Below are 3,800 nucleotides of genomic sequence, written 5' to 3' on the forward strand. Positions count from 1 at the left end.
CACGCGGGGCTAAGAGATGCCAAAGACAAGTGTCCGCGCAACGCCGAAGGCGCTTCCAGGTAAATCTGCGTGGCGTCTTGAGACCTTTGACCTCAGAGCTGGGCTTGCATTTGCAACCTACAGGCCGGCGCAACGGGAATCGAACTTAGAGAGCCCAGATCTTGCCAAGTGGCCATGCCTGTTTTTTTCGCCTCCCGCCTTTGAGGCCCAGCCCGTTGGCAACGTGGCGCTGGCGCTTGCAGCCAGTCGGCAGGCATTCGACGCGCCACTGCTAGATGGAAAGGTGGAAGCTGGATTCGCCAGTCCGGAGGAAGTCTCCGACTTTGTTCGCCGGGCCTATGTCGCGAGCGCGACCGGTGATGGGTTCGATGGCCCGAGCGGACCCGACGTGCCTCCACCGCCGCGGCGGCCAGATCAGCCACTCGAATCGGACTTTCGCGATTCCGAGGATTGGGAGACTGACGAGGCCAGTGGATTTAATCTCAGCAACGATCTGAAGAAGTTTGGGGAAAAGGCGCTCAAAGGCAAGTCAGCGGCCGATGGGGACAGCCAAGCGTTCGAGTTCAGCTGGTCTCCTACCCCGTCCGGCGTCACTTGTTATCAAGCGATGCGGCGTGGCGCTCGACACCTTCTGATTGAGCTACTCGAACGTCGCCCTGATCCGCAGAACGAGGCAGCCCTTGTTCGGTGGGCCCACGACCTTCGGAGGCTGGGTTGGTTTATTTCGCGATGCGGACTTCTGGAAGCGCTGTTCGTCGATGTTCGAGACTCGCGGCAGGGACGCCTGCAACAGGCGGTCCGGCAAGCAGTTCGCAAACGCTTCCACGAAGACCGCAACGGCGACCTGCGCATTGCCATTGACTACCTTCTAGGTGGGTGCGGGCGCTTCTGGGAAGGTATTGCGCCGGATGTGGTTGACAGTCTTGCGCAATGGCCTGCTCCAGACTGTACGCAAGGTCTGGGCCCAACCAAGAACGCTGGTCGTTGTTCAGCGCTCGCGCTTCTGGCGGCCCTGACCTCATCGCCGGCCGCGCTTTCAGTGTTGGGGCGAAGAGGAAAACTGGTTGCCGTCGATGTCGCGGTGTTTGCCTCAGCCTGCATCAATTGCCGCGACGACATTGGCTCGATGCACGAGCCATGGTTGCTGTTTCGTGACGTGCGGGCTGAGGCATTTGCCGAGGATGTTGGCGTCCGCGCGCTTACGTGGCTCTTGGGACAACTACCAAAGAGAGGCTTCAGCTTCGAATTGGAGCAGCTCATTTCCGATGCACGCAACATCACCTACGGGAAGGGCGAGCTGAAGGCGGTACCAGTGCACCCAACACCAACCAAACTAGTGCGGCGCCGTGGCGGAGCCTGAACATGCCACATCAAGAGGCACCACCATGACGAATGACAGCCGGTCGGACGCTTCTGAGGGTGACGACCTATCTGGACGGAAGGGGCGTTGGCTCGGCCTGGGGAAGTCCAAGGTCGAGAAAGAGGACGAGCCGACCGACGGGCGCGAGTGGCGGGATTACCGAGACCTCAAGAAGATCAACCAGGCGTTGCTGCCACTACTAGCAGTCGGCATTGTTGCCATTCTTATGCTGGGAATCGGGTGGAAGTTGCTTGCGGCCCTGTTGCTGTGGAGCATGGCCTGCCTGGCTGTAGGCGGTCTGCTTGGATTCGTGTTCGGTATCCCGCGGGCGATGTCGCCGGCCGAGCGAGGCGCCACCAAGGAAGAAGACACGACGTCGACCGCTACGCCTGGCAAGGGGCAGACTTGGCGTGCCAATACGAATCTTGAAGAGGTGTCCGACTGGCTGACGAAGATCATCGTCGGCCTGTCGCTCGTGCATCTCCACGAGATCGAAACACGGCTGCACACGGTGAGCCGTATGGTTGCCGCGTCGATCGCCGAACCCCAATTTCCGGCGCTCGGCAACGCGGCAGCGAAAGGTGCGGCCGCCGTGGCGTCCGTTGCCTCAGGTGCGCAGGGCACCGCGTCAGCTGCTGCGGCAGCGCAGGCGGCTGCAGCAGCTGCTTCCGGCGCAAGCTCGGCGGCATTGGTAGCTCAAGAGGCCGCGTCTGCTGCATCCGCCGCGGCGGCCACATGTCTGAAAGCCTGCGCTCCGTCCGACGCCGCCGTTTCCGTGGCGATGGCCTTGGTCGTTTGCATGACGGTCGTCGGCTTCTTGCTCGGCTACCTCTATACGCGCCTCTTCTTGCCGGCAGCGTTCGGTCGTTCTGAGCGGGATGCTGCCGACCAGTTCAAGCGGCGGTTGCGCAGTGCCCAGGCAGTCAGCCTCAAGAGCCCCCAGCCCTCTGAGGGACAGCCGGTGGTCGCGACCATGCAAGACAAGGCCCTCGCGCAAAACGTGGCGCAGGCCGGGCAACCGGACTTGGCCTTGCGAGAACTACTGAAGCTATGCGCGGAATACGACCAGCTGCGCAATGACATGCCCGTGTTCAGCAAGACGCGGACCAAGAAGATGATCGACATCGTCAGCCGGATGAAACCGCTAACGACCACTACGCGCGGTGTCCTCGATTCGCTTACGAACAGCTCGCTTCCTGGCGAAAGGCTGGCCGCCACGGTAATGCTGCTGATGCAGTTCGACCCAACCTACATCGATTGGCTGGCGGCCCGCTTGGCCGACGAGTCTTCCTTCATCGGTTATCAAGCGGCCAGTGCATTGTTGGCGCGCATGTCGTCTCCGCTGGCCGACTCCGCCGAGCGCCAGCGCATTACTGCCGCAGTTCAGGCCGCGAGAGATCGCATGCCGGGACAGAAGGACAAGTCGCTGGAGGCCTTGATCGACAGCATTCTCGGAACGGGTTCTGGAACTTAGGGCTGCGACGGGACAAAAGTTCTGCGTCACGGTCCATGTGGATCGCTGTGTGCGCGCGCTCGGCGGTGCTGGCGCCATCGGGGCCCACAAGCATCACGTTAAGCAGGAAGCCACGCCCGTCTGCGGCCTTCGGCTCGGCCGGTGGTTGCATTCACGGCGAGCACCGCTGATCGCGGCCAGCCGCAAGAATCAAGAGTGACGCATGCCCCCGCCAGAAATTGAAGAGCTGATGTCGAAGCGCATCTGCAGCGATTGTGTGCGCGAAGAATTCCTTTCTGGGTTGATCGCGAAGGACGGCTTCGTTGCCGAGTGTGACTACTGCGGCGACGACACCGCGGCGACTTGGTCGGTCAAGGATCTCGCTGACGCCGTCGAGGCCGCGTTCAACGCGCACATGTTGCACACGCCAGAGAATCCGCCCGAGACCGAGCGTGCACTGTACGCCGACAAGGAACTGAACTTGACCTGGTATCGCGCCGGGCAAGAGACGGCCGACGCGATAGAGGACAGGGCCTCAATTCCCTCTGAGGCCGCCAGAGATGCGCAGGCGATCTTGGAGGACCGCCACAACGATGTCGACCTGGCAAGGATGGGCGCTGAGACTGCGTTCGCCGCTGATGCTTGCTACGAGGAAATGCCGACCGACGCTACAGAGTGGCATTGGGCCTGGGCGACGTTTGAGCATGCCCTGCTAACCGAAGCTCGATTCTTCAATGAAGCCGGCGCGGGATTGCTGACGCGTGTGTTCGGCGACATCGATCGATTGCGCTCGTTGCCGCGTCATCCCGTCGTGGTAACCGCCGGCCCTGGGCACAGGATCAACCACCTTTATCGCGCCCGCGTGTTCCAGGCGGACGCCAAGTTGGAGGAGGCGATCGGCCGACCTGACCTGCATGTCGGCTCGCCGCCAGCGCGCTTTGCAAATGCCGGTCGAATGAACGCCAAAGGAATATCGGTGTTCTACGG

At 61.9% G+C, this 3,800-nt stretch carries 3 protein-coding genes; all 3 read left to right on the forward strand.

Features of this window, described 5'->3' with window-relative positions; translation table 11 throughout:
* Nucleotides 1-16 precede the first annotated feature (16 nt).
* The gene (locus VIM98_RS13745) at nt 17-1,360 is read left to right on the forward strand and encodes a hypothetical protein (RefSeq protein ID WP_331993674.1); all 1,344 of its coding nucleotides are present in this window, start codon (nt 17-19) and stop codon (nt 1,358-1,360) included.
* The gene (locus VIM98_RS13750) at nt 1,347-2,834 is read left to right on the forward strand and encodes a hypothetical protein (protein WP_331993675.1); all 1,488 of its coding nucleotides are present in this window, start codon (nt 1,347-1,349) and stop codon (nt 2,832-2,834) included. The genes VIM98_RS13745 and VIM98_RS13750 overlap by 14 nt, the downstream gene beginning before the upstream one ends.
* Before the next feature lie 202 nt (nt 2,835-3,036).
* Nucleotides 3,037-3,800 (forward strand): hypothetical protein (locus VIM98_RS13755; RefSeq protein ID WP_331993676.1); only part of this gene is annotated, 764 nt, incomplete at its 3' end.

The organism is Dyella sp., from assembly GCF_036568765.1.
Taxonomy (GTDB): domain Bacteria; phylum Pseudomonadota; class Gammaproteobacteria; order Xanthomonadales; family Rhodanobacteraceae; genus GSA-30.